Below are 23571 nucleotides of genomic sequence, written 5' to 3'. Positions count from 1 at the left end.
GCGCTCACGCCAGGGCGAGGAAGAGCTTCTCCATCTTCTTGACCTCGTCGTCGGCGAGGCCGTCACCGCCTTCGGTGAGGCACTGCTGGAGTCCGGTCGCGACGATGGCGTAGCCGGCACGCGAGAGCGCCTTGTTGACAGCCGCGAGCTGGGTGAGGACCGACTCGCAGTCCGAGCCCTCCTCCATCATCCGGATGACGCTTGCCAGGTGACCGTTGGCGCGCTTCATGCGCGTGATGACCGCCTTGATGTCGGTGGGGTCGAGATCCATGGTGGTTCTCCCGTGGCTCGGGGACGCGGTCTCCTCAATCCTACAACCCCCTGGGGGGATGTGTTACCGTCCTCATCATAACCCCCCGGGGGGATGCTGAGCGGGCGCCGGTCCGCGAGAGGAGAACGCCGCCGATGACCGATCTGACGGTTCGCACCCTGGAGACGCCGTCGCTGGGTGACCGCACCTATGTCGTGCACGACGGCGAGGTCGCCTTCGTGGTCGACCCCCAGCGAGACATCGACCGGGTGCTCGACGTGCTCGAGGCCGACGGAGTCCGGCTCACCCACGTCTTCGAGACGCACCTCCACAACGACTACGTCACCGGTGGACTGGACTTGGCCCAGGCGACCGGCGCGGCGTACCTCGTCAACCGCGAGGACGACGTCTCCTTCGAGCGCACCCCGGTCGCGGCGGGGGAGACGGTGTCCATCGGCTCTCGGATGACGGTGCGCGCCATCGCTACCCCCGGCCACACCTTCACGCACCTCTCGTACGCCCTCTCGTCCGTCGGCGACCACGGTGAGCAGCCCTACGGCGTGTTCACCGGAGGCTCCCTGCTGTACGGCGCCACCGGCCGCCCCGACCTGCTGGGTGAGGCGCACACCGACACCCTGGTGCGCCACCAGCACGCGTCGGCCCGCAAGCTGGCCACCGAGCTCCCCGACGACGCCGAGGTCTTTCCCACCCACGGGTTCGGGTCGTTCTGCGCGGCGACCCAGTCCGACGCGACCACCTCGACGATCGGGCAGGAGCGCCGGTCCAACCCGGTGCTCACCCAGGACGAGGAGACGTACGTCCGCGAGCTCCTGGACGGTCTCGGGGACTGGCCCGCGTACTACGTCCACATGGGCCCGGCCAACGCCGCGGGGCCTTCCGCGCCCGACCTCTCTCCGGTGCAGGAGGCCGATGCCACCGAGCTGCGGCGACGCATCGAGGCCGGCGAGTGGGTGATCGACCTGCGCAACCGCAAGGCCTTCGCGGCGGGGCACGCCCCCGGCACCCTCAACATCGGCCTGGACGGCGCCTTCGCCACCTACGTCGGCTGGCTGATCGAGTGGGGGACACCGGTGACCTTGCTCGGGGAGACCGCCGACGACGTCGCGGAGGCGCAACGCGACCTCGTCCGCATCGGCATCGACCGCCCTGCCGCGCAGGCGACCGGCGGACCTCGGGACTGGACGACCGGCGAGCTGGGCCGCTTCCCCGTCGCGACGTTCGCCGACCTGGCACAGGTGCGCCACCACCGCGAGGTCGTCGTCCTTGACGTCCGTCGCGCCGAGGAGCATGCCGAGTCCGCGATCCAGGGCTCCGTGAACCTCGCGATCCACGAGCTGCCACGCCGAGTCCAGGAGGTCCCGGCGGGCGAGGTGTGGGTGCACTGCGCCGGCGGCTACCGGGCGTCCGTCGCCGCCTCGTTCCTCGCCGCGGCCGGGAGAGACCTGGTCGCGATCGACGACGCGTTCGACCACGCCGAGCAGGCAGGTCTGCCGCTGGTCCGCACGGCGGACGAGACCGTCAGCACCCCGGCCTGAGATGTCGCTCGCCCTCGTCGCCGTCGCGGTCTGTGCCGGCACGGTGATCGGCCTGTCGCTCGGAGCGCTCGGTGGCGGTGGGTCGATCCTCGCCGTCCCGGTCCTCGTCTACCTGCTCGACCAGTCCACGACGCAGGCCATGACCGGAGCGCTCGTCGTCGTGACTGTCACGTCGCTGATCGCGGCGGTCGCCGCTCACCGAGCAGGCAACGTGCTCCTCGGCCGCGGCATCGTCTTCGGAGCGGTCGGCACGGGAGGCGCCGCGGCCGGGGCGACGCTGTCGTCGTCCGTGTCGCAGGACGTGCTGCTGGCCGCGTTCGCGGCGCTTCTGCTCCTGGTCGGCGGCCTCATGGCGTGGCGCCTGGTGCGCTCGTGGCGCGGCCGTACGACCTCACCCCGGCATCGTTCCGGCCTGGGTATCGACGACCCGATCATCAGCATCAGCCCCACGTTCGTCTGCCGGTGTCCGCAGGCGCTCATGGTGCTGACCACCGCCACGCTCGTCGGGTTCGTGACCGGGCTCCTGGGCGTCGGCGGCGGGTTCCTCGTCGTGCCCGCCCTGGTGCTGGCCCTGGGCCTGCCCATCGACCTCGCTGCCGGCACCTCGCTGGTCGCGATCACCGTCACCAGCGTCGCGGCGCTCATGGTCCGCACCGGCAGCGGCAGCGCACCCGACTGGGGGCCGGTGCTCCTGCTGACGGCGGTCTCCGTGATCGCCGCCGTGCTCGGCGTCCGACTGGCCGCGGGGGCCGGCACTGCGCGGTTGCAAGGAGCCTTCACCGTGCTTGTGCTCGCCGTTGCGGCCTACACCGCCGCTCGAGCACTCCCCGCGCTGGTGTGAGCCGGCACGCCAACCCTCATCCCGTTCCACCCCCTGTGCCCCGACGTTGAACCGAACAAAGGAGAACCACCATGTGTCGAAGCACCACCTGCCGCACCTGCGGAAAGACGACGTGGGCGGGCTGTGGTCAGCACGTCGCCCAGGTGAAGGCAGGCGTCCCTGCAGCCCAGTGGTGCTCGGGTCATCCCGCCGAGGACCGCTCAGGCGGCTGGCTCAGCCGTCTCCGTCGTCGCTGAGGGGAGCGGTCGCCGGGCGTCGGTCGACGCCCGGCATGATCGGAGCATGAGGTTCACCGAGCACGAGCTGTCGGCAGCGGTCACGGGCGTCGCGAAGGCCGTGATGGCGTCGCAGGACAAGGACGTGCGCAAGGGCCGGCGCGACGTCGACGAGGCGTGGGAGGGTCTTTCTCGCTACGAGCGCTATCAGCTGATGAGCGGGATCGGTGACCAGCTCCTGCCGGTCCTCGTGAGCCTGCCCGACGTCGAGGTCGAGGTCGGCACACGGCCCTCGTTCACCGAGGAGCAGATCGCGGCTGCGGTCGAGGAGAGACTCGGTGACGTGCGCGGCATCCGTCGGAAGGCCCTCCTGAAGGCCCGCGCCGCACTCGTCCAGACGGCGCTCTCCTTCATCCCTCCACGGTCGGACCCGGACGCGCTGACCGTTCCTGACCACCTGTAGGTCCGGGGTCGGCGTCGGACTCACGGCGGCGGCAGTCGGCGCAGAGCCCGGAGAGCACCAGCCGGTCCACGTGCGGGGCGAACCCGTGCTTGCGGACGAGGGTGGCGGCCAGCGGCGTGAAGTCGTCGGGGTCTGCGTCGATGACCTGACCGCAACCGGTGCAGGACAGGTGCACGTGCGACGGGACCGATGTGGAGTGGTACACCGGTGTGCGGTCGGTCAGGTAGACCTGGCGGATCAGACCGAACTCGTCCAGCAGGGCGAGCGTCCGGTAGACCGTCGAGATGTTCACCGACGCGTGCTGGCGCACGACGTCCTGATGGACCTCCTCCACGGTCGCGTGCCCCAGGCGCTCGACGGCGCGGAGGACGAGCTCGCGCTGAGGGGTCAGCCGGTAGCCCTCTGCCCGCAGCACGGCCTGCCATCCGGTGCCCGGTCCCGACGTGTCCGCCATGAGCCCACCTCCCGCGGGTCAGTATTCCCTAGCCAGTAGTCCGCCCAGACTGCCTTGAGCAGGACTCATTGCGCCGGACTCGACGAGCCGGTCTTCAGCGCACAGAGCAGGCCTTCGGTCAGGTCGTGCCAGACCAGCTCGACCTCGGCGAAGCCGCCGTCGCGCAGCGCTCGGACGTGGAGCTCGAGGCTGGGCGCGTCCCCGCGCGTCGTGCCCTCGAACGTCGCGTCGTGGTCGGCCACCTCCTCGGCGAGCTCAGGCGTGGCGCGCACGGCCGACCACCAGGTCTCCCAGTCGTCGGCGCCGGCGCTGATCGCCGCGTCCTTGCGCGACTCGCCGATCTCCCGCACGACGGTCGCGATGGCGCCCCACGGTCGACTGGCGGGCAGGTAGTCGCCGTTGAGGAACAGGCCGTCAGGGACGAGCAGCGCGTACAGCTGCCGGTAGAGGGTGGCCAGCTGCTCGTCGGTGAGCCAGTGCAGTGCGGTGGTGGAGACGATCGCGTCGTACGGCGCGACGGGCAGCAGACCGGTCCACCCGGGGTCGCGCAGGTCGGCGCGGACCCACGTCGGCTGCCGCTCGCGGTCGGCGTGGTCCAACCGTCCCAGGGTCAGCAGGAGGGGGTCGAGGTCGACAGCCACCACGTCGGCGTGAGGAAACCGGTCGAGGACGCGCGCCGACAGGGACCCCGGCCCACAGGCGAGGTCGAGGATCCGGGGTCGGTCCGGACCGGACGGCGACAGCCGCTCGACGAGGTCCAGCATCAGGTCGAAGCGGGTCTCCCGATGGGCGATGTAGGCCTCCTGCTGGCGTTCCCACGACGCCACCAGGCTCCGGGCCACCGCTCGCCGACCCTGGTCCGCTGCGGTCTCGGCACTCGTCTGTGTCCTCATCGCTGTCCTCTCATGGCGCTTTCTCGGGCGAATGTCGGTACGGCGTCCAGGAGGCGCCGGGTCTGCGGGTCACGGGGACGGGTGAGCACCTCGTGCGTCGGTCCGTCCTCGACGATCCGTCCCTCGTGCATGACGGCGATGCGGTCGGCGAGCTGTGCCAGCACCGACAGGTCGTGGGTGATGAACAGGCATGCCGTGCCGAGCGTGTCGCGAAGGTGCATGAACAGGTTGAGGATGCGGGCCTGGACCGACACGTCGAGGGCGGTGACCGGCTCGTCGCAGACCAGGAGCCGGGGCTCGACCGCCAGCGCGCGGGCGATGGCGACGCGCTGGCACTGGCCGCCGCTGAGCTCCCGCGGCCGACGGGTCGTGAGAGCGGGGTCGAGGCCGACCAGGTCGAGCAGGTCGGCGACGCGCGCTCGACGGGCCGCTCTCGGAACGGTGCCGCCGACGGCGAGGGCCTCGGTGATCGCTGCCCCGATCGTCCGATGGGGGTCGAGCGAGGTGAACGGGTTCTGGAACACCATCTGCGCCCGACGACGGTGCGAGCGCCGACGACACCGGCTCAGCGCGCGCGCGTCGACGCCGTCGAGCAGGACCGATCCGCGGTCGACCGGCTGGAGACCGACGACCGCGCGGGCGAGCGTCGACTTGCCGCACCCCGACTCACCGACCAGTCCGAGGATCTCCCCGGCCCCCACGCTCAGGCTCACGTCGTCGACCGCGACGAGCCGGCCACCGGGGCGGTCGCGGTCGGCATGGCTGACGGTGAGGCCCGTGACCTCCAGCATCGGCGTGCTCACCGCGCTGCCTCGGGCTCGTGCTGCCGATGGTGCGCACGGACGAGTGCGGGCGGGCAGGCCACCTGGTGCGCGCCAGTGAGGCCCCCGACCCCGTCCGGGTGTGCGGCGGCGGCAGGGGACAGGGGGATCGCCCCGGTGAGGCAGGTCTCCTCGCGGAGGACGCAGCGCCCTGCGAACGAACACCCCCCGTCGACCGGCTCTCGACCGGCGGAGACATGGTCGGACTCGGGCAGCGTGGCGAAGCGCGTCCCGGTGGGACGGCCGACGACGGGGACGGCATCGATCAGGGCGCGGGTGTAGGGGTGCAGCGGGGAGGAGATCAGCGCGCCGGTCGGCGCCTCCTCCACCGCCCGGCCGGCGTACATCACGAGGACGCGGTCGGCGACGTCGGCGACGACCGCGAGGTCGTGGCTGATGAGGACCACGGCCATGTCCCGCCGTCGGCCGAGGTCGCGCAGGAGGTCGAGGATCTCGGACTGCACGGTGACGTCGAGGGAGGACGTGGGTTCGTCGGCGATCAGCACCGTCGGCTCACCGGCCAGCGCCGCAGCGATCAGAACCCGCTGCCGCATCCCCCCTGAGAGCTCGTGCGGGTACTGGTCGATCGTCACGTCCGGGCGCGGCAGGCCCACTGCCTCGAGGAGCTCCTTCACGCGTTCGCGCGCCGCGTCACCCCGAGCGGGCGGTCGGAGCGCCTCGGCGACGACCGAGCCGACCGTACGGAGCGGGTTGAGGGCGGCGTACGGATCCTGGAAGACGACGGCCACGCCCGCTCCCCGTACCTGGCGCAACGTCTCCTCGGGGGCGCCGATCAGCTCCGTCCCCTGGTAGCTCGCGCGACCGGTGACGCGGGCGCTCGCGTCCAGCAGTCCGAGCGGACCCATGACCGAGACGGTCTTGCCTGAGCCGCTCTCTCCGACCAGGGCGAGCACCTCACCAGGCCGTACGGCGTAGTCCACCCCGTGAAGCGCGGTGACCCGACCGGCAGGGGTGTCGAGGTCGACCCGCAACCCGCTCACCCGCAGCAAGGGCTCGGGGCCGGCGGAGGGCCCCGGCTGCTCGGCGTCCCGACCCACGCCGCGGGCGACGGTACGGCGGGACGCGTCCGGCATCCGGCGAAGCCGCCAGCGGCGAAGCTCCGGGGCGATACCGAGGTGCTCGCCGATCAGGTTGCTGGACAGGGCGACGGCGGTGACGGCGAGTCCGGGAGGGAGCCAGAGCCACCAGGCGGAGTCGAGGTACGGCCGCGACTCGACCAGCATCTGCCCCCACTCGGGCGTGGGTGGAGAGATGCCGAGTCCGAGGAAGCTCAGTCCCGCGACGGTCAGCACGACGACGCCGACGTCGGTGCTGGCGAACACGGCCGCGGGGCGGGCTGCGGTCGGCACGACGTGGACGGCGACGATGCGGATCGGGTGGGCGCCCAGACCGACGAGGGCGTCGGCGGCCGGGGAGCCGCGGTAGCCGAGCACGGCTCCGCGGGCGATGCGGGCGTAGGCGGCCCACCCGACCACCGAGAGCGCCAGGATCAGGTTCGGGGCGCTGTTGCCACGGATCCCCAGGACTGCCAGGGCGAGCAGCATCGAGGGAACGCTCAGGGCCAGCTCGACCACCCACGTCACGACGCGGTCCACGACGCCACCCAGGTAGGCGCCGAGGGCGCCGACGGTCACCCCCACGACGAACGAGACGACCATCACCGCAGCGGTCACGGTCATGGAGGTGCGCGCTGCCCAGATGATGCGGCTGAGCTGGTCGCGTCCCAGCTGGTCGGTGCCCAGCCAGTGGCCGCCGCTCGGTGGCAGCAGGCTCGCCGAGAGGTCGGTGCTGGTCGGTGACTGCGGGGCGACCCAGGGAGCGAGCAGCCCCGCCAGCGAGATGGTGACCAGGGGGAGGGCCAGGACCACGAGCCGTACGTTGCCTCTCATCTCCGGGTCACCGGACTTCCGTGCGGCGCAGCCGCGGATCGGCGGCGGTCTGGACCACGTCGATGGTGCGGGTGAGGAGGATGAAGGCGACCGCGAACACCAGGACCCCGGCGAGGATGGCGCCGCTGTCGCGGAACGTCACGGAGTCCACGAACCAGGCGCCGACCCCGGGCCACCCGAACACCGTCTCGACGACCACGCTCCCGGTGAGCAGCGTCCCCAGCTGGAGGGCGGTGACGTTGAGCGTCGCGCCCACCGCGTTCGGCAGGGCGTCCCGCACGGTGGGCGACCAGGCGGCGACGCCGCGGGCGCGGGCGGCTGTGACGTACTGCTGTCGGAGCGCCTCGCTCAGCGAGACCGCGACCACCCGGCTGATCGTCCCGGCAGCGGGGATCGCGAGCACCAGCCACGGCATGATCCAGGACACCGGACCAGACTGGCCCGAGGTGGGCAGCAGGCTGAGGCGCTCGGAGAAGACCGCGATGACCACGAAGCTCATCCAGAACGTCGGCACCGACACCCCCACGAGTGCCACCGCGCGCAGGACACCCGGCAGCGGCCCGCGTCGGACGACCGCAGCGACGATGCCGGCGCCGAAGCCCATGACCAGGGCGAGGAGGGCACTGCCAAGGCCGAGGAACACCGTACGGGGCAGCTTCTCGCCGATCTCGGCAGCGATCGGACGCCCCGACCGCTCGGAGCGGCCGAGGTCGCCGCGCAGGGCACGGGTGAGCCAGACGCCGTACTGCGTGACCACCGACTCGTCCAGCTTGAGCTCGTGACGGATCCGCTCGATCTGCTCTTGGCTCGCTCCGGGCCCCGCCTGCCGGACGGCGATCGACGCGGCCGTGCTGCCCGGCGTCACCCGGATCAGCGAGAACGTCCCGAACGTGAGCACCAGCAGTACGACGACAGCCGAGAGCACGTGACCCGTCAGTGCCCGCTGGCGTCGTCCGTCCACCACCTCGGTCCCCTCCCAACCCGTCCGTCGGCTGCCGGTCAGCCGAGGGTCACGTGGGTGAGGTCGAGGCGGTACTCGTGCGGCGGGACGCGGAACCCGTCGACCTCCGAACGCACGGCGTAGTAGCGAGGGGGATGGGTGATCGGGACGAACGCCACGTCCCGCTCCAGGAGGTCGTAGACGGCCTGGTAGGAGGAGTCGCGCGTGGCCGGGTCACCCGCCGAGACCGACCGGTCGACCAGGGCGTCGAGCGCGGGGGAGCTCCAGGTAGGGGTGTCGGCCGTGCTGGACAGGAACGACAGCGCGCTGTTCGCCGGGTCGTACGGCGCGCCGTAGGTGGTGGAGAAGACCAGGTCGAACCGACCCGCAGCCTGCTGGTCGAAGTACGTGGCGCCGTCGACCACGGTCAGCTCGACCTCGATGCCGATCGTGGACAGTGCATCCTGAAGGGCCTGCCCGGTCGTCCGCGAGTCGGTCATCCCGTGGACGGGGTCGGACACCAGCAGCAGCTCGAGCCGGAGCGGTCGGCCGTCCTTGGCCCTGGTCGAGCCCTTCATCGTCCATCCCGCCCTGTCGAGCACCCGCTCCGCCTCGTGGGGGTCGTACCGTCGCGTCGTCGGGGTGCCACTGTGGGGCACGGAGGGCGGGAAGTAGCTGCGAGCGACGTACTCCTTCCCTCCGTAGAGCACGTCGTTGATCGCCTCCACGTCGGTGGCGAGGGACACCGCCTCACGGACCGCTCGCTCGCCGAGCGGGCCGCGACGGTTGAAGGTGAGCGACATCGTCGTGTCCGGGTCGCCGGTCACCAGATCGAGCGACGGGTCGTCGGCGATGCTGGCGGCCTCCACGGCGTTGATCGGGGACAGGTAGCCGCCGCCGATGAGGTCGACCTCGCCCGCACGCAGCGCCGAGAGCCGGGTCTGCGAGTCCGGGATGACCCTCATCTCGACCCGCTCGATCTCCGGCTCGGGTCCCCAGTAGTCGTCGTTGCGCACGAACGAGCCCGAGGTGTCGGTCGAGGAGACGACCTTCCACGGACCTGTCCCGACCGGCTCGCGGTACGAGCCGCCGGGAGCCGCGGCCGGACTCAGGAACCGCACCGGGCGGACGATCGTCAGCTCCTGGAGCAACGGGGGGTACGGCGCCGACAGCCGAAGGACCAGCGTGTGGGAGGCCGGTGTCTCGATCGAGGAGATCGCCCGGGAGCCGCCGAGGAAGGCGAACTTCTCCTTGCCGACCCACTGCTCGAGGTTGAACTTCGCCGCCGCGGCGTCGAAGTCGGTGCCGTCGTGGAACCGCACGCCCTCACGGAGCGCGAAGGTGACCGTCAACCCGTCGCCGGACACGTCCCAGGACTCCGCCAGCGCCGGCTCCAGCGCACCACCCTCGCCGTAGGCGATCAGCGGCTCGTACACCAGGTCCATCGCATGGAACTGGCCCACGAAGTCCCACGGGTCCAGGATCCCCACCGGCTCCATGGTCGCCACCCGGATCGTCGTCCTCGCGCCCGGCTCGGAGGATCCACCTCCGACTCCGCACCCGGCCAGCGCGAGGGCCGCGGCCACGATCGCGACGAGGCCGCGGACCCCTCCCCGACGGAGTCGTCGGTCGCTCTGGAGCGCTCCGCGCATCGCGTTGCCACCGCCCTTTCAGGCCGCCACGGATCGCACAGTTGCGAGGCCGACGTTGTTGCGAATGACTTGCAGCAACCCTAGGTCACGCCGGTGCCTCCTGCCCGCGGTTTCGGGAAGGAGAGCTTCTCCTCGGCATCCACCACGCACGGGTACCCAGGAGACGCATCACCGCAGGGACGGCGAGGCACCTGATCACCAGGGCGTCCAAGAGCACGGCGACCGCCATGGCGAAGCCCATCTGCTGCAGCATCCGGTCGGGTGACAGGACGAACGACCCGAACACGACGACCATGATCGCGGCCGCCGCCGTGATGACGCCGCCGGTGTGGGCCAGCCCTTCGCGAACCGCCAGGCTCGCGTCCCCGGTCCGCAGCCATTCCTCCCGCATCCGGGAGAGCAGGAAGACCTCGTAGTCCATGGAGAGCCCGAACAAGATCGCGAAGACGAAGACGGGCAGGAACGCCTCGATCGGACCGGCCTGCGCTCCGAGGTATCCCTCCTGGAAGACGAGCGTCATCGCGCCGAGCGCCGCGCCGATGGAGAGGACGTTGAGCAGCGCCGCCTTGACGGCGACGGCGACCGATCGGAAGACCCACATCAGGAGGAGGCTGGACAGCCCCACGACGCAGAGGACGAACACAGGGAACCGGTCGGCCATCGTGTCGGAGAAGTCGACGTACGCCGCGGTGGCGCCACCCACGAGATGCGGTTCGCCGAGATCGTCTCGGAGGGCGGTCACCAGGTCTGCGGTCGCCTCGTCCTGCGGGCCGGTCGTCGGCTCGGCCCGGATGAGGAACAGACCGTCGGCGACGGCGACCGGCGGTGACACCCGGTCTCCGACGATGCCGGGGTGCGAAGCCAGCTCGGCGTACGCCGACCGCGCCTGGTCCTCCGTGCCCTCGGTGACGACGACCAGCGGACCGTTGGCGCCAGGCCCGAACTTCTCGCTGACCAGGTCGTACGCCGCCCGCGCGGTCGTGTTCTCGTCGTCGGTGCCGGCGTCGCTGAAGCCGAGGTTCATGCTCCCCGCGGGGATCGCGAGCGCTCCGAGTGCGACGACCGAGACGACCAGGGCCGGCCAGGGCGCGCGTTGCACCCACCATGCCCAGCGGCGCCAGACCTGACCGGTGCCGCGGCCCCGCTTCGCGGCATGCCGGTGGACCCGCTTCTCGATCCGTCTGCCGAAGAGGCTCAGCAGCGCGGGGAGGAGGGTGACGGAGGCGAGCATCGTCACGAGGACGGTGAGGGCGACCGCCGTGACGGCACCTTCGTACGCGTCGACGCCGAGGGTGAACAGGCCCCCAAGGGCGAGGATCACGCTGGCGCCGGCGAACAGCACCGATCGTCCGGCCGTGTCGAGCGCGACGCGGCTTGCCCGGTCCCTGCCGGCCCCGGCGAGCAGCTCGCTGCGGTACCGGCTGAAGATCAGCAGGGAGTAGTCGATGCCCACGCCCAGACCGACCAGCGCCAGCATGGCGGGGGTGTAGCTGGGGATGGTGAGCACGTGCGACAGCAGGACCGTCAACCCGAAGGTGGACCCCACCGCGAGCACGGCGGTGATGAGCGGCAGACTCGCCGCCAGGAACGACCCGAACATCAGCACCAGGATCACCACCGCCGCGAGCAGCCCGACCGCCTCGGCGGTCGACCCCCCACCGCCCTCGACCTGCCGTACGCCGGCACCGGAGAGCTCGACCTGCAGCGGGCCCGAGTCGTACGACCCGGCGACCTCGATGAGCTCCTCGTAGGTCGCGGACGGCGCGTCGCCCGTCCTGCCCTCGAGCGTGACCTCGACAAGACCCACCGTCCCGTCGCTCGAGACGGTGCCTCGCTGCGCGTCCGGCGGCGTGACGGACTCGACCTGGTCCACGGCGGCGAGGTCACGGGTCAGGGCATCGAGGTCGACGTCGCTGGCCCAGCCGTCGTCGTCGTGCAGTACGACGACGACGGTGTCGCCCGAGCGGGTCGGGGCATGCGTCTCGAGCAGGTCGGCGACCTCTTGCGACTGCGTGTCGGGGAGGGAGAAGTCGTCGTCGTACGCATCGCCGACCGCCTGGCCGGCGAACGTCGCTGCGACGAGCAGGACCAGCCAGCAGGCGAGAGCGGTCCAGCGGTGGCGGCCGGCGAAGCCGGCCAACCGTTCCATGCGGGTACGGCGGTCTGGCACAGCCTCGGTCATGGGCTCGGTGTGAGTCGGAGGTGGCGTCATGACACCGATGGTCGCGAGCATCCACGCGGTCCCGCGTCCTCCGTCGGACGTCTCTCCCTCGTGCGTGGGACGTGCGCTCCGGGCTCGCACGTACGCCCGTCGACGTACGTGGTCGCGCTTCTCGACGGAGCCGCGACCCGGTCGCCGGACCGTAGGATCGGTTCATGCTCACGATCGAGCGTCTCGACCGCTACCGCCTGCCCGCACGGGCGCAGGACGCGGTGCTCGCGCTCGTGGTGGTGGTCCTCCAGGTCCAGGGCACGGTGAGCAAGGTCGAGGCCGAGCCGGCGACGGTCATCCGCCCGCTCGCGGACTTCGGAGGGCTCGGCCTCGTGCTGCTCGCGGCGAGCGCGGCCGCCCTGGTCGTACGCCGCCGGTGGCCGGTGGCGGTGTTCCTCGCGACCGCGCTCGCCAGCGTCACGTACTACTCCCTCGACTACCCCGACGGTCCGGGGTGGATCGCGCTCTTCGTGGCGACCTACACGCTCACCGCGCTCGGGGACGGCCACCGGTCCCTCGCTCTGGCGGCGTCCGCGATCATCGTGATGAGCGTCGTGTGGCTGGTGGCGGGTGCCGACGTCGAGCCGAGGGCCGCGGTCGGCTGGATCTTCTTCCGGATCGGCGCGATGGTGATGAGCGCGGCGCTCGGCGAGAGCGTCCGGTCGCGGCGGGTGATCGCGGCCGAGGCCCTCGAGCGGGCCGAGCTGGCCGAGCGGACGCGTGAGGAGGAGGCACGCAGGAGGGTCGACGAGGAGCGGCTGCGGATCGCCCGGGAGGTCCACGACACCGTGGCCCATGCCATCGCCGTGATCAACGTCCAGGCGGGCGTCACCGCGCACGTGCTCGATCGGCGACCCGATGAGGCGCGGGCGACCCTCGAGGCCATCGAGCGCACCAGCTCGCGGGCTCTCGACGAGATGCGCGCGATCCTCGGGGTCCTGCGCGACGACCGGGACGACCGCGCGCCACAGCCGGGCATGGCCGATCTCGACGAGCTCACCCACACCGCGCGCGAAGCCGGCCTCGACCTGACGTTCGAGCGCACCGGCGCCGACGTACCCGTGTCGAGCGCGGTCGGAGGGGCGGTCTACCGGATCTTGCAGGAGTCGGTCACGAACGTGATCCGGCACGCGGGGCCCACGAAGGTCACCGTCGCGCTGAGCTGCGACCACCGCACGGTCGAGCTCCGGGTCGCCGACGACGGCCGGAATGGCGGCATCAGGCCCGGGGCGTCGCCGGGAGAGCCGGGGAGGGGCCTCCGCGGGATGCGCGAGAGGTGTCAGCTCCTCGGCGGTGACCTCGACGCTCGCCCGACGCCCGCCGGCGGCTTCCAGGTGGTCGCGAGGCTGCCGCTGACGCCCGGGACGGTCGTCCCGTGAGCGGCGGTGACGGCGCGACCGACGGTCGACCGATCCGTGTGCTCCTGGTCGACGACGAGGGCCTCGTCCGCTCTGGGCTTCGGCTGCTTTTGGAGGTCGAGGACGATATCGCGGTGGTCGGTGAGGCGAGCGACGGAGCCGAGGCCGTACGCCTCGCGCTCGCCCACCGCCCGGACGTCGTCCTCATGGACATCCGGATGCCCCGGGTCGACGGGATCGAGGCCACGCGGGGGATCGCCGCGATCGAGGGTCTCCGCGACGTCCGCGTGCTCATCCTCACCACCTACGACACCGACGCATACGTCTTCGAGGGCCTGCAGGCCGGTGCCAGCGGGTTCCTTCTCAAGGACGCCGGTCCGGCCGAGCTGCTGCACGGCATCCGCGTCGTCGCCGCCGGTGAGGCGCTGCTCGCCCCGCGGATCACGCGACGGCTCATCGCCGAGCTCGCCGTACGCCGCCAGGCCGCCCAGGCCTCCGACGAGCGGCTCGCCGTCCTCACCGACCGTGAGCGCGAGGTCCTCGCGCTGGTCGGCAAGGGGATGAGCAACGGCGAGATCGGTGGCGAGCTCTTCCTCAGCCCTGCCACCGCTCGCACCCACGTCAGCCGTGCGATGACCAAGCTCGGAGCGCGGGACCGCGCGCAGCTGGTCGTCGTCGCCTACCAGACAGGGCTCGTCGGCACCGACTGACCGGGAGTCACCCCTCGCCGTCGGAGTCACCCGCCGAGGACGGGCCGTCGGACATCTTGGCGAGCCGCGCGCGCAGGAGCGGCACGCGGTGCGCGTTCCCGTGCAGCGCGATGTACTGCTCGCCGTACTCCTGCAGGAGGGCGTCGTCGAGCCTGCGCACGGCGCCCGGTGGGTAGCGGTAGGCCATCCGCTCGGTGACGGCGGCGACGTCGACCGAGCGCAGGATCTCGCCCAGCTCGGTGAGCGAGGTGATCCCCAGCTCCAGCACCAGCCCGGCGATCCAGTCGTAGTGGTCGGGCCGTGACCAGCCCGCGTCGGGATAGCGGTCGGCCAGGAACGCGGCGAGGTCGCGAGGCGTGATGCGGGGGTCCTCCCCGCCCTCGTCGAGCCCGGGATCGGTCAGCGAGCCGCGGAGGCGCTCCCGGATCGTGGAGAACTCGCGGTCGGCCAGCTCCAGCAGCCCGGCCGCCAGGGTGAATCGGCGGTCGAGGTCGGGGACGTGCTCGTCGGGGACGGTGCCCTTGTAGCGGATGTCGTGCTCGAACTCCGCCCACGCGTGCTGCAGCACCGTCCTGACCTGCACCTGGGCACGGAGCCCGGCGAGGTCCGGGTGCTGGGCGTCACCGTCCGCCCCGAGGCTGATCAGCAGGTGTCGGCTCGCGTACCCGAACCGGCCCTCGCTCGCCGTCTCCCGCCCCATGTCGCGGTCGTCGTGGACGACGACCTGGTCGTCCAACAGGTCGACGACGGCCTGGACGTCGCTCTGCACGTAGGTGATGACCCGGATCCCGATCTGGTCGGTGATCTCGCGGAGCGGGTCGGTGAAGACGGGCTCCCCGTCGGCCGTACGCGTCGCCTTGTCGGCGAAGGACGCGACTGACTTCGCACGCCCGGTCACCGTCAGGTAGTTGATGCCGGCGTCGTCGAGGATCGAGGTCACCAGCCGCACGAACTCGGCAGCGGATGCCCGCAGCCGCGGTTGCCGCTCGGCGTACTCGCGCACGGCTGACCGGGGATCGCGGGTGGTGGGCGCGACGATCCGCTTCGCCCGTGGCGCGGGGCTCAACCCCTCGGGGAGGCTCGGGGTGACGATGTAGCCCGTCTCGAAGTCCCCGTACGTGGTGGTCTCGTCCGGGCGCCGGGTCGCGAAGAGACCGACGTACGCGCACAGCACCGCGTCGACCTGGTCCTCCACCACGCGGAGCGTGCTCTTGCGCTCGGCTGCCTCGGCGGCCTCGCGCAGGGCGCGCCACGTGTCCCCGGCCTCGGCCGTGTCCACGACCAGACGCGGTTCGGCGGCGCTGAGCCCTTCGATGAGGCCGAGCAGCACGATCAGCTCGGTACGGAGCTGCTCGAGGTCGCGGCCGGGCTTGTTCTTGTACTTCAGCGTCCGACCCAGTCGGAAGAGGGCGACCGTCGCCGGGTGCGGATAGACCTCGATGGCCCGGCGAGCACGCCCCGAGCGCGGGTTCATGTCCACCCCGAGTCGCGCCGCGAGTCGTGCACCGCGGGGCTTCTCGGAGAACTCGGGCTTGGCGGTGTTGGACGGGTGAGCGCCGGCGTCGAAGCGCGCGAAGTCCCGGTTGAGCGCGGCCTCGGCGGGCCGGTTGCCGGAGGCGTTGGTGACGATGAGAGGTGCGTCGATCGCCACGAGGCAGTCACCCGCGGTGTACGGCTCCAACGCCTCGGTGATCTCATCGTCCGTCCGTGCCGCGGACACGTGCACCAGGTGCCCCGTCGCGTCGATGACCGCGAGGCCCGTCGGCTTGCGCTCACCCCACGCGAGGTCGACTCCGACGAAGTACATGAGGCACAGCCTGCCCCATCGAGCGCGTCGTGCCTCGGCCGGTCGCTCTCACGTCGGTGTGCCGAGCTCCGCGGTCCTTCGGGCGAGGTGGTCGCGTTCGGGCTGGTTGCGGGCGAGCGCGTGTGCCTCCTCGTACGACGTGCGAGCCTCGTCGGCGTGTCCGAGCCGGCGCAGCAGGTCGGCCTTGACGGCCGGCAGGAGGTGGTTGCCCTGCAGCGCGCCGCTCCCCTCCAGCTCAGCGACCAGCGTCAGTCCGGCCTCCGGCCCCTCGGCCATGCCGACCGCGACGGCGCGGTTGAGCGCGACGACGGGCGACCGCGCGAGCTCGGCAAGCTGCCCGTAGAGGCCGGCGATCCGTCTCCAGTCGGTGCTCGCGGCTGTCGGCGCGGCAGCGTGGCACGTCGCGATGCGGGCCTGGAGGACGTACGGGCCAGCGGCGCGCGTGCGCGCCAGGAGAGCACGGCCTTCCCCGATCGCTCGGGCGTCCCACCGGGACCGGTCCTGCTCCTCGAGGGTGACGATCCGCCCGTCGGCGTCGACCCGCGCGTCGCGACGGGAGTCCTGGAGCAGGAGGAGCGCCGCCAGTCCGAGCACCTCCGACTCGTCCGGCATGAGGGTGGCGAGCACTCGGCTGAGCCGGATCGCCTCCTCGCACAGACCTCGCCGTAGGAGGTCGTCACCCCGAGTCGCGGCGTAGCCCTCGGTGAAGAGGAGGTAGACCACGGCGAGAACACCGCTGAGTCGTTCGGCCCGGAGGTGAGGGGGTGGGACCCGGAAGGGGATGCCGGCCGCGCGGATCTTGTGCTTGGCGCGGACGAGCCGCTTGGCCATCGTCGGCTCCGGGACGAGGAACATCCGCGCGATCTCGGCCGTGGTGAGGCCGGCGACGGTGCGCAGGGTGAGTGCGACGCGGCCCTCCAGCGGCAGCGCCGGATGGCAGCAGGTGAACATCAGCCGCAACCGGTCGTCCGGCAGGTCGTCGTCGACGGCGACCTCCTCCACTGCCGGCGCGGCCGCGACCTCCTTCAGCTTCGACGCCTCGGTCGTCGCCCGGCGCAGGCGGTCGAACGCGCGGTTCCGGGCGACCGTGGTGAGCCAGGCGACGGGCGCGTCGGGGACCCCGTCGCGTGGCCACACCTCCGTCGCCCGCGCGAACGCGTCCTGCGTGCACTCCTCGGCCAGGTCCCAGTCGCCGGTGGTCCGGATGAGCGTCGCGACGATCCGCGCCCACCCCGAGCGGAACGCCTGCGTGAGGGCTGCGTCGACGGTCACGGGCCCCAGAACGGCCGAAGCTCGATCGTGCCGATCGTCGCGACCGGGTGCGAGGCGGCGACCTCGAGCGCCTCGTCGAGATCGGCGCACTCCAGCACGTCGTACCCGCCGACCTGCTCCCTCGTCTCGGCGAAGGGTCCGTCCGTCACGAGCAGCTCACCGTCACGGGAACGGACGCTGGTGGCCGTCTCCGTACGGGCCAGACGGTTGCCCTCGAGGCGTACGCCGCGCTCGGTCGCTTCTCGGACCCAGGCTTCGGTCGCGGTGTTGATCGCTGCGGTCTCCTCCGGCGAGAGGTCGAGGTTCTCGTCACCACAGATGAACATGAGGTACTTCATCGGTCCTCCTGCGGCGGAGCGTAGTCCGCGCGCCGCCAGCTCCGCAACGACTTGAGTCGGCGCCGGCGGCGGGCGCGCCGCTCGGCACGCCGCGCCCGCTCACGCTCGAGGCGGGCGACACGGCGGTGTGCCTCGTCGAGAACCATCTCCGGGTAGGTCTCCGGCGTCGTCGGGATGTAGATGTACATGGTGGTCTCCTTGCTCGTCTTTGCCTCTTGACGAACAGGAGGTGCCGCCATGGACACCGCGGTGAGAATGGTCTGGTGAGCGACCTTCAGGTTTCTGCCGTCGATCGGCTGCTGACAGACTGCCGCCGACACATCGACCGGGTGCAGCCCGCGGATCTCGAGCGAGAGGCGGCCGCTGGCGCACTCGTCGTCGACATCCGGCCGAGCGAGCAGCGAAGCACCGACGGCCCGCTGCCGGGCGCTGTGGTGATCGACCGCAACGTCCTCGAGTGGCGGCTCGACCCGACCAGTCCGCACCGGCTGGTCGGCCACGACGATCCGGGTCGTCGCATCGTGCTGGTGTGCAACGAGGGGTATGGGTCGAGCCTGGCGGCGTACACGCTCACCCGGCTCGGGCTCCGCGACGTCGCCGACCTCGTCGGTGGCTTCGAGGCCTGGTCGGAGTCTCGCGACATCGTCACCCCATGACCGGTCGCTGCAGGATCCGTCGCGTGGCGGCACGCATCGAGCCCGTCGCGATGAGCGCCACGACGATGCTGACCGCCGGGATCAGCCACAGTGGGCCCTGCGGCCAGGGTCGGCCCACCACTCCCAGGGCGAGCACGGACATCGGGAGCACCGACAAGATCAGGCCCGCGGTGATCGCCAACGCCGAGATCAGCGCTGCCTCGCGGGTCACCATCGCCCTGATCTGCCGTGGTGTGGCGCCGACCATCCGGAGCAGGGCGAGCTCCTCACGTCGTCGTCCCGTGGCGGTGCGCAGGCTGTTGCCGACCGCGACCAGCACGTAGCCGAGCATCGGCACCAGGACGATCAGGCTGATCCAGCGGTCCACGTCCGACACCCCGTTCAGGGACGACCCGGAGGCCACCGCGTGGGCGGGGTGGTCCTCGGCCCACGCGGTGACGGCAGCGCTGTCGCCGTCGACGAGCACGGTGTCGAGCGACCGTGCCAGGCCGTGGGACGTCAGCAGGTCGGTCGAGGCGATCACGCCGCCGAACCCGAAGCCTCGGCGATACGTGGCCACGACGAGGGGATTCACGGCCACGCCGTTGCCGAGGCGCAGCTCTGTCCGGTCGCCCACACCGACGCCCCATCGTCGTGCGGCGTTGACGTCCAGGGCGATGCTGTCGCCGCGCAGATCAGCCAGGTCACCGGCAGCGACGTCGAGGTCCAGCACGTGTGGTGCCTCGGGTCCGACGCCCAGCGCGGGGTATCGCTCTGCCGTCGCATCACCGAGCGTCCTGCTCGTACGCAGCACGGTGGTCGAGACGAGAGGCACCGCGGCGTCGACCCCGGGGGTCGCGGCGAGAGTGGTGACGTCGCCCGCCGTGAGCGGACCGCTGATCCGCATATCGGCGATCATGCCCGCCGACTGCTCGGCGCGGGTCACGTCCTCCAGGGTCGACTGGGCGTACACCTGCGTGAGCGTGAGGCCGATCGCGAGGGCCAGCACGCTCACCGACCCGGCGGTCCGCAGTGCGTAGGCGTGGGTGTTGTTGAGCGCCAGCCAGCCGGTGGCGCTGGTTCGGCCGTCGCTGCGCCGCGCCAGCCGGCCGGTGATCGTGCGCGCGAGTGCCGGCCCGGCGACGGCGAGCCCCACGATGCCGAGCAGGGTCCCGCTGACCGCGGACAAGAAGGCCTCCTCCCCGGGTATCACCAGGGCGAGGAACGCCGGGGCAAGGGACGCGGCGATGAGCGTCAGTCCGGTCGCGGTCCGGATCCGCGACGGGCGGCGAGGCTCGACCTGGGCGTCTCCCATCGCCTCCGTGGCCGGGCGTCGCGACGCCCGCCAGACAGCGAGGCGGGCGGCGCACTGGACGACCAGCAGGGTCAGCGCGGCCACGGTGAGGCCGGCGATCGGCGTGTACGCGACCGGCAGCGCCGTGGAGACGACGCCGGCCCGGGCCAGCTCGTCGCAGAACCACCCGGCGAGGACGTAGCCGAGTGCCACACCGGGCGCCAGCCCGACCAGCGCTGCCAGGCTCGCCTGCCTGGCGACCAGACTCCTGATCTGGCGCGGGGTCGCTCCCACCGCACGCAGCAACGCGAGCTCGCGGCGTTGGTTGGCCACCGAGATCGCCAGGGCGCCCGCGGTGATGAAGCCGACCAGCAGCAGAAGGATCCCGGCCAGCGAGGCGGCCAGCTCCAGCAGCTCGCCCCGGGCGTTGCCGATCGCGAGCGACTCCACCGCGCCTCGGGCGTCGCCTGTCGTCACGGTGTAGTCACCGCCGACGGCGTCCTCGATGTCGGCGGTGACCTCGGCGGTGTCCGCGTCCTCGCTCAACCCGACCGCGATGAGGTCGCTGACACCGTCGGGCAGAGGAGCCAACGCCGCCGCGTCCACCGGCGCCAGGTGGACGGCTCCGGGGGAGTCGACGATGCCGGTGATTCGTACGCTCCGGTGCGCGTCGCCGACGGTCAGGTCGAGACGGTCACCGACGGCGAGCCCGGCCGACTCGGCGGCCTCTTCGTTGACCACGACGTCGCCGGTCGTGCGCGGAGCGGTCCCACGGAGTGCCGGATCGCCCAGGGCGGCAACCGCCCAGCTGTGGGCGTCGTCGGTCACGGTGCGGTTGCTGCCGGGAGCGGTGAGCGAGACCGGGAACGTCACGTCGGCGGCCGCGGCTGCTACCCCCGGGACGTCGGCGATCCGGCCGGCGAGGGCGGTGGGAACGGGGGCGCGTTCGGTCAGCCGTACGTCGAAGTCCTCGACGACCTCGACCTGCTGGGGGGCCGAGACCAGCACCGCGGCGCCGGCGAGGCGCTCAGGCGGTGCCTGCGCACTGAGGCTCGTCTCGGTGAGCACGGCGCCGGCCGAGATGAGCGCGGTTCCGCCGAAGATGGCGAACGCGACGGCGAGCAGGGCGCCGAGGTGCCCCCGTGCGAGCGCGCGGGCCGGGAGTCGGGTGGAGGCGGGCATCATCGGGCTCCGACCAGGGTTCCGGCGAGCATCTCCGGCGTGGGGTCCACCAGGTAGTCCTGGATGCGACCCTCGTCCATCACCACCGTGGCGTGGGCGCGGTGCGCGGCAAGGGGATCGTGGGTCACCATCACCACCGTCTGACCGACGTCGTCGACGAGGTCACGCAGCAGGCCGAGCACCTCGCTCGCCGTACGAGCGTCCAGGGCGCCGGTCGGCTCGTCGGCGAAGACCACCTCGGGGCGAGCCGCCAAGGAGCGCGCGATCGCGACGCGCTGCTGCTGCCCACCCGACAGCTCGGCGGGACGGCGTCGCAGGAACGGTCGCAGGCCGATGCGATCGATCACCTCGGCCAGCCATGCGTCGTCGCCGTCGGTTCCGGCGACTCGCAGCGGGAGGCGGATGTTCTCCTCCACGCTCAAGGAGGGCAGCAGGTTGTACGACTGGAAGACGAACCCGACCGCCCCGCGGCGGAGGAGCGTGCGCTCGGTCTCGTTCAGCCCGGAGATCTCGCGACCGCCGATGACGACCTGGCCCGAGGTCGGCGTGTCCAGACCGGCTGCGCACTGCAGCAACGTCGACTTGCCGGAGCCGGACGGGCCCATCACGGCGAAGAAGCTGCCTCGCGGGACCTGCAGGCTGACCCGGTCGAGGGCGTGCACGGGGCCGTACGTCTTGGTGACGTCGCGCAGCTCCAGCGCGTGGATCGAGGGAGTGTGAAAGCTCATGTCTCGACGGTAGGAACGGCGGGCCGCCAGGCCCATCCAGCCACCTGGTCAACCGACGGTACAGCCCGCTGTACCGACCTCTGGTGCGCCGGAGGGTAGCGTGACGGCCGATGGACAGCGAACAGGCGACGGGCCCCGGGCGGAGCCTCCGCGGCCGACTGCGCGATGCGGTGCACAGCACCGGCTATACCGCCTACGGCGCGGGCATCGGGCTCCTCGCTGCGGCCAGCCTGCCGTTCGGGATCGTGGTCGCCGTCCTGTGGTTCCTGCGCGTGGGTCGGCGCCTGGTCCTGCCCTCCCTCGCGTGGCTGCGCTGGTTGAGCGATCTCGAACGTGAGCGTCTGCGACGGCTGGGCTACGTCGTCGCCGAGCCGCTCAGCCCGAGCGGGTCCCCCGAGGAGCAGGCCGCTGACCCGGCCACGAGACGGGAGCTCGGCTGGCTGGTGATCCACGGGACGTTCGGGGTCTTCCTTGGCGCGGTGGTCGTGCAGCTCTTGCTGATCACCGTGCACGACCTCGCGTACCCGCTGTGGTGGCAGTACGTGGGCGTGGGGGAGCAGGAGCTGCTGAACGGGCTGCTGCCGGCGAGCAGCGACAGCCGCGCGCTCCTCGGGCCCGTGATCGCGGTGATCGCCTTCGCGCTCTGGTTCCTCGGCGCGCCTCGTCTGCTCCGGTGGCAGGCGGAGCCCGGCCTGCGCCTGCTCGGTCCGCCGCCGGGCACCGATCTCTCGGCGCGGGTGGCCCAGCTGACCGCGACGCGGGCCGCGGCCCTCGACGCTCACACGGTTGAGCTGCGCCGCATCGAGCGCGCTCTGCACGACGGGGCGCAGAACCGCGTGGTCGGAGTGGCCGTGCTGATCGGCGCCGCGCGCCGCGAGGTGCCGCGCGATCCCGTCCGGGCCGAGGAGATCCTCGCGCGTGCTCAGGACACCACGGAGGACGCACTCGCCGAGCTGCGAGCCGTCGTCCGCTCGATCCTGCCGCCGGTGCTGGAGAACCGCGGCCTCGCGGGAGCCGTCAACGCGCTTGCCGCCGACTGTGCGGTGCCCTGCACGGTGACCATCGACGTCCCGGTGCGCTGCCCGGCCAGTGTCGAGGCGACCGCCTACTTCGTGATCGCCGAGGCGTTGACCAACGTGTCCAAGCACAGCCGGGCAGATCGGGCCGAGGTCGAGGTGCGCCTCGACGCCGGCCGGCTGCACGTGCGGGTCGGCGACGACGGACGCGGGGGCGCGGACCCTGCCGACGGTACAGGGCTGGCCGGCATCATCCGCCGGGTCGAGGCGCTCGACGGCCGAGCCTGGGTGACCAGTCCTCGTGGAGGACCGACGGAGGTAGGGGTGGAGCTGCCGTGCGGATCGTGATCGCCGAGGACGACACCCTGCTGCGGGAAGGGCTGAGTCTGGTGCTGCGCGGGGAGGGTTTCGACGTCGTCGCCGCCACCGGTGACCCGGACTCCTTCCTGGCAGCGGTCGCCGACCATCGGCCCGACCTCGCGGTCGTCGACGTGCGGATGCCGCCGACCCACACCGACGAAGGGATCAAGGCCGCCGTCGCGGCTCGGCGTGCCCATCCCGAGCTGGCGGTCCTGGTCCTCTCGGCGTACGTCGAGCAGAGCTTTGCCACCGACCTCCTGGCCGACGGCGCGGAGCGGGTGGGCTACCTGCTCAAGGAGCGGGTGGGTCGGGTGGAGGCGTTCGTCGAGGCCCTGCAGCGGGTGGCCGACGGCGGTACGGCGATCGACCCTGAGGTGGTCGCCCAGCTGTTCGCCCAGAAGCGTTCCGGCGACCCGCTCGAGCGGCTGACAGCGCGTGAGCGTGAGGTGCTCTCGGTGATGGCCGAGGGACTGGGCAACGCGGCCATCAGCGAGCGCCTGCACATCACCGACAACGCGGTGCACAAGCACATCCGCAACATCTTCATGAAGCTGGACCTGGCTCCGGACGACCACACCGACCGGCGGGTGGCGGCCGTCCTGCGCTACCTCGACGGTTCCCCCGGGTCACCGAGCGCGTCCACCTAGACAGGCATCGCCGCGAA

At 71.9% G+C, this 23571-nt stretch carries 22 protein-coding genes; 8 read left to right on the top strand and 14 right to left on the bottom strand.

The annotated features are described in order from the left end of the window. Window positions 1–4: 4 nt before the first annotated feature. Window positions 5–271 (bottom strand): metal-sensitive transcriptional regulator, encoded by a 267-nt coding sequence (locus KV097_RS10315; RefSeq protein WP_220344294.1) that lies wholly within the window; start codon window positions 269–271, stop codon window positions 5–7. A 134-nt stretch (window positions 272–405) separates the two neighbouring features. Here KV097_RS10315 and KV097_RS10310 point away from each other — a divergent pair, with 134 nt between their 5' ends. The 3 genes from KV097_RS10310 to KV097_RS10300 all read left to right on the top strand — a co-directional run bounded on the left by KV097_RS10310 (window position 406) and on the right by KV097_RS10300 (window position 3325). After that, window positions 406–1806 (top strand): rhodanese-like domain-containing protein, encoded by a 1401-nt coding sequence (locus KV097_RS10310; protein ID WP_220365813.1) that lies wholly within the window; start codon window positions 406–408, stop codon window positions 1804–1806. 1 nt (window position 1807) lies between these two features. Further along, window positions 1808–2647 carry a sulfite exporter TauE/SafE family protein gene (locus tag KV097_RS10305; RefSeq protein ID WP_220365812.1) on the top strand — a complete coding sequence of 280 codons (840 nt, stop codon included), beginning with the start codon at window positions 1808–1810 and terminating at the stop codon, window positions 2645–2647. A gap of 282 nt (window positions 2648–2929) precedes the next feature. Next, complete coding sequence (locus KV097_RS10300) at window positions 2930–3325, top strand: hypothetical protein (protein ID WP_220365811.1); 396 nt, start codon at window positions 2930–2932, stop codon at window positions 3323–3325. Here KV097_RS10300 and KV097_RS10295 read toward each other — a convergent pair. The 7 genes from KV097_RS10295 to KV097_RS10265 form a co-directional block, all read right to left on the bottom strand. Then, window positions 3273–3779, bottom strand: coding sequence for a Fur family transcriptional regulator (locus tag KV097_RS10295; RefSeq protein ID WP_220344298.1), 507 nt, complete (start codon window positions 3777–3779; stop codon window positions 3273–3275). The two genes, KV097_RS10300 and KV097_RS10295, sit on opposite strands and share 53 nt — an antisense overlap. A gap of 65 nt (window positions 3780–3844) precedes the next feature. Beyond that, window positions 3845–4672, bottom strand: a complete 828-nt coding sequence (locus KV097_RS10290; protein ID WP_220365810.1) for a trans-aconitate 2-methyltransferase — start codon at window positions 4670–4672, stop codon at window positions 3845–3847. Beyond that, window positions 4669–5475 carry an ABC transporter ATP-binding protein gene (locus tag KV097_RS10285; RefSeq protein WP_220344300.1) on the bottom strand — a complete coding sequence of 269 codons (807 nt, stop codon included), beginning with the start codon at window positions 5473–5475 and terminating at the stop codon, window positions 4669–4671. The genes KV097_RS10290 and KV097_RS10285 overlap by 4 nt, the downstream gene beginning before the upstream one ends. Then, window positions 5472–7403 (bottom strand): dipeptide/oligopeptide/nickel ABC transporter permease/ATP-binding protein, encoded by a 1932-nt coding sequence (locus KV097_RS10280; protein ID WP_220365809.1) that lies wholly within the window; start codon window positions 7401–7403, stop codon window positions 5472–5474. Before KV097_RS10280 ends, KV097_RS10285 begins: the two co-directional genes overlap by 4 nt. Window positions 7404–7410: 7 nt before the next feature. Next, window positions 7411–8367, bottom strand: a complete 957-nt coding sequence (locus KV097_RS10275; RefSeq protein WP_220365808.1) for an ABC transporter permease — start codon at window positions 8365–8367, stop codon at window positions 7411–7413. A 35-nt stretch (window positions 8368–8402) separates the two neighbouring features. Next, the gene (locus KV097_RS10270) at window positions 8403–9995 is read right to left on the bottom strand and encodes an ABC transporter substrate-binding protein (protein WP_220365807.1); all 1593 of its coding nucleotides are present in this window, start codon (window positions 9993–9995) and stop codon (window positions 8403–8405) included. A gap of 85 nt (window positions 9996–10080) precedes the next feature. After that, window positions 10081–12177: an MMPL family transporter gene (locus tag KV097_RS10265; RefSeq protein WP_220365806.1), complete on the bottom strand. Its 2097-nt coding sequence runs from the start codon at window positions 12175–12177 to the stop codon at window positions 10081–10083. Between the two features lie 194 nt (window positions 12178–12371). Here KV097_RS10265 and KV097_RS10260 point away from each other — a divergent pair, with 194 nt between their 5' ends. Beyond that, a complete protein-coding gene (locus KV097_RS10260; RefSeq protein ID WP_220365805.1) occupies window positions 12372–13586 on the top strand; it encodes a sensor histidine kinase in 1215 nt (404 codons plus the stop codon). Continuing rightward, the gene (locus KV097_RS10255) at window positions 13583–14275 is read left to right on the top strand and encodes a response regulator transcription factor (protein WP_301022659.1); all 693 of its coding nucleotides are present in this window, start codon (window positions 13583–13585) and stop codon (window positions 14273–14275) included. The genes KV097_RS10260 and KV097_RS10255 overlap by 4 nt, the downstream gene beginning before the upstream one ends. A gap of 7 nt (window positions 14276–14282) precedes the next feature. On the opposite strand, the gene KV097_RS10250 is transcribed toward KV097_RS10255, so the two are convergent. From KV097_RS10250 to KV097_RS10235, 4 genes are read right to left on the bottom strand one after another with little or no spacing between them, the layout of a single operon-like run. Then, window positions 14283–16082 (bottom strand): DUF429 domain-containing protein, encoded by a 1800-nt coding sequence (locus tag KV097_RS10250; protein WP_220365804.1) that lies wholly within the window; start codon window positions 16080–16082, stop codon window positions 14283–14285. Window positions 16083–16130: 48 nt separating this feature from the next. Beyond that, window positions 16131–17354 carry a sigma-70 family RNA polymerase sigma factor gene (locus tag KV097_RS10245; protein WP_308289397.1) on the bottom strand — a complete coding sequence of 408 codons (1224 nt, stop codon included), beginning with the start codon at window positions 17352–17354 and terminating at the stop codon, window positions 16131–16133. Then, the gene (locus tag KV097_RS10240) at window positions 17351–17692 is read right to left on the bottom strand and encodes a YciI family protein (protein ID WP_220344307.1); all 342 of its coding nucleotides are present in this window, start codon (window positions 17690–17692) and stop codon (window positions 17351–17353) included. The genes KV097_RS10245 and KV097_RS10240 overlap by 4 nt, the downstream gene beginning before the upstream one ends. Then, a complete protein-coding gene (locus KV097_RS10235) occupies window positions 17689–17880 on the bottom strand; it encodes a hypothetical protein (protein ID WP_220344308.1) in 192 nt (63 codons plus the stop codon). Before KV097_RS10235 ends, KV097_RS10240 begins: the two co-directional genes overlap by 4 nt. Before the next feature lie 75 nt (window positions 17881–17955). Between KV097_RS10235 and KV097_RS10230 the strand changes: the two genes are divergently transcribed. Further along, a complete protein-coding gene (locus tag KV097_RS10230; protein ID WP_301022931.1) occupies window positions 17956–18348 on the top strand; it encodes a rhodanese-like domain-containing protein in 393 nt (130 codons plus the stop codon). On the opposite strand, the gene KV097_RS10225 is transcribed toward KV097_RS10230, so the two are convergent. Both KV097_RS10225 and KV097_RS10220 read right to left on the bottom strand, forming a co-directional pair. Further along, window positions 18338–20803, bottom strand: coding sequence for an FtsX-like permease family protein (locus tag KV097_RS10225; RefSeq protein ID WP_220365803.1), 2466 nt, complete (start codon window positions 20801–20803; stop codon window positions 18338–18340). The genes KV097_RS10230 and KV097_RS10225 overlap by 11 nt on opposite strands. Next, window positions 20803–21531 (bottom strand): ABC transporter ATP-binding protein, encoded by a 729-nt coding sequence (locus KV097_RS10220; protein ID WP_220365802.1) that lies wholly within the window; start codon window positions 21529–21531, stop codon window positions 20803–20805. The genes KV097_RS10225 and KV097_RS10220 overlap by 1 nt, the downstream gene beginning before the upstream one ends. 110 nt (window positions 21532–21641) lie before the next feature. Here KV097_RS10220 and KV097_RS10215 point away from each other — a divergent pair, with 110 nt between their 5' ends. Both KV097_RS10215 and KV097_RS10210 read left to right on the top strand, forming a co-directional pair. Next, a complete protein-coding gene (locus KV097_RS10215) occupies window positions 21642–22895 on the top strand; it encodes a sensor histidine kinase (RefSeq protein WP_220365801.1) in 1254 nt (417 codons plus the stop codon). Beyond that, window positions 22883–23554 carry a response regulator transcription factor gene (locus KV097_RS10210; protein ID WP_220365800.1) on the top strand — a complete coding sequence of 224 codons (672 nt, stop codon included), beginning with the start codon at window positions 22883–22885 and terminating at the stop codon, window positions 23552–23554. Before KV097_RS10215 ends, KV097_RS10210 begins: the two co-directional genes overlap by 13 nt. Window positions 23555–23571: the final 17 nt, after the last annotated feature.

This window comes from Mumia sp. zg.B17 (assembly GCF_019550915.1).
Lineage (GTDB): Bacteria > Actinomycetota > Actinomycetes > Propionibacteriales > Nocardioidaceae > Mumia.
Note: the sequence above shows the minus strand (reverse complement) of the source record. Positions and strands in the feature narration are given on the sequence as shown.